Source organism: Schlesneria sp. (assembly GCF_036405755.1).
Classification (GTDB): Bacteria; Planctomycetota; Planctomycetia; order Planctomycetales; family Planctomycetaceae; genus Schlesneria; species Schlesneria sphaerica.
This window is the reverse complement of the sequence record NZ_DASWWZ010000645.1, coordinates 1-1,910: the sequence shown is the minus strand read 5'-3', so window position 1 is coordinate 1,910 and position 1,910 is coordinate 1. Positions and strand designations below refer to the sequence as shown.

2 protein-coding genes are annotated in these 1,910 nt (G+C 57.0%); both read right to left on the bottom strand.

The window, feature by feature from the left end:
• On the bottom strand, positions 1–1,118 hold a 1,118-nt coding region (locus VGE80_RS21445; RefSeq protein WP_440594062.1), incomplete at its 3' end, for an ABC transporter transmembrane domain-containing protein.
• Positions 1,119–1,461: 343 nt separating this feature from the next.
• Positions 1,462–1,910 (bottom strand): CBS domain-containing protein (locus tag VGE80_RS21440; protein WP_440594061.1); only part of this gene is annotated, 449 nt, incomplete at its 5' end.

Below are 1,910 nucleotides of genomic sequence, written 5' to 3'. Positions count from 1 at the left end.
GAGACACTGTCGAGCCCGCGCTTGATCTTGCCGTCGATCGTCCGATAGTCGAGCACCAGATTCTGCAGTTCGATACCGACGCCTCCCCCGACGAGATTCATTGCGGGATTGTCGGCCGAATGAAACGATTGATCGACCGGTTGCGCCAGCATTTCGAGCAGTTCTCCGACTCGCAGGCTGGCCTCATGCCCCTCGTCCACCACCCGGTGGATTTCGTTGAGAGGCGTCATCACGTTCAGAAACAGGACCGAGAATGTCAGGATATCGCCGAAGCTCACCTTGCCGTTGATCGCCAGGTAAGTCGCCAGTCCGAGGACAACGACGTGAAAGAAGCCTTCATTCAGCGACTTGGCACAACCGAAAAGGGACATCTGGAAGTGATGGTCAATTTCACGTTGTCGCCGCTTGTTCATCGCCTGCGACAGGCGATCGACTTCCAGGTGCATGGTATTGGCGACGCGGATGTATTCCGTTCCATTCAGTTGTTCGACGATCGTGCCGTCGATCTCTTCGCAGTCCTTCATCAGGTCCAGGCGGACTCCCTTTTGCGAGGCTAACTGTTTAAGGGTCAGCAAGACCGCCAGCGGGATGACTCCGAGCATGACGAGTCCCAGCAGTGGCTGCTTGGTCGTCGCGGCCACCAGCGCGAACACGCCGGTCAACAATGCGGGAAGACAATCCAGAAACAGCAGACGGGTGAACCGGACCAGACCATCGACACTGCGAAGAATCTTCCCGTGCAAGGCACCGACTTTATCCTGAGAGAGAGCGGTCAATTCCGTCTGAAGAACATGCTCCACGACGCGCAGTTGCATATCCCGATTGATCGAGGTGCAACTGCTCTCGACCAGAAATCGTCGATAAACATTAATCACTTCGCGGATCAGATAGATGGCCGAGATTGTTCCAAGTACCTTGGACGCTGTCAGATAAAGCTGTTCATGTGGCTGATCGCTCAGCAGCCCTTTCTGGATCCGATCGATCAGCCAGCCAAGTAAGAGCGCAACGGAGGTATTCCCGGCACTGGTGATCACCATCAACAGGGTGGCACCGGCGAGAGCCAGCTTTCTTGGGCGGGAGATCAGGGAGAGGACCTGAAAACCCCGTTCTGACACCATTTTGAGTTCGTGTAACAAACCGCGGCTCCCCGACTCGCAGTGCCTGCTTTGAACGAGAGTCGGATCCACCTGGACGGACGATCCCGTCGACGTGTCATTGGCGGCGACTCACGGCCAGCCGAAGGGTGCAACCAATGTGCCGATGCGCAAAACCGAAGAATCGTCCGCGCGCGAACACTCCGAAGGGCCGTCGTGAGATACGATCCGGCAGTGGAAGGCCGGGCGAGATGCCGGTTTTCGATCAGACTGGTGCTTCAACACAAGCCATGGTCCGATGGTGGGCATCGAGAAGGTCCTGTTGGGAGGTGACCTTCCCGACGGCATTCCTCAAGCCACCGGAGGTTCATGGTGATCGAGTCTGCTTTTTGCCGATGGCCGAGACAATCTGCAGGAACTCGTTGACGTTCTCTGCGGTCAGCAGTCCGACGAGGTGGTTTCGATTCATGACGGGGGCCGTAGAACAGCATTCTGCCTGCCGAATCCGTGAGAATGCCAGATCGAGCATCTCGTTCGAGTCGACGGAAAGAAAATCGCGGCGCATGACCTCGCCCACCTGCTTGTCCGGGCCATACTGCTGCAGGGCAATCATCAGGTCGCGACTGGGAAGAATGCCCACCACCTGCGAATCTTGCATGACGGGAAAATCGGTCTGGGGGGTCGCCAGAATCAGTTCAATCGCCCGTTGCAGCGTTTCTTCCGGATGAAGCGAATGAAACTCGGTCATCATGGCCCGTTTGACGGGAATTCCGCCCAGGGTGGTCTTCATCGTGACCATGCTGGCTTCCTGTTCGG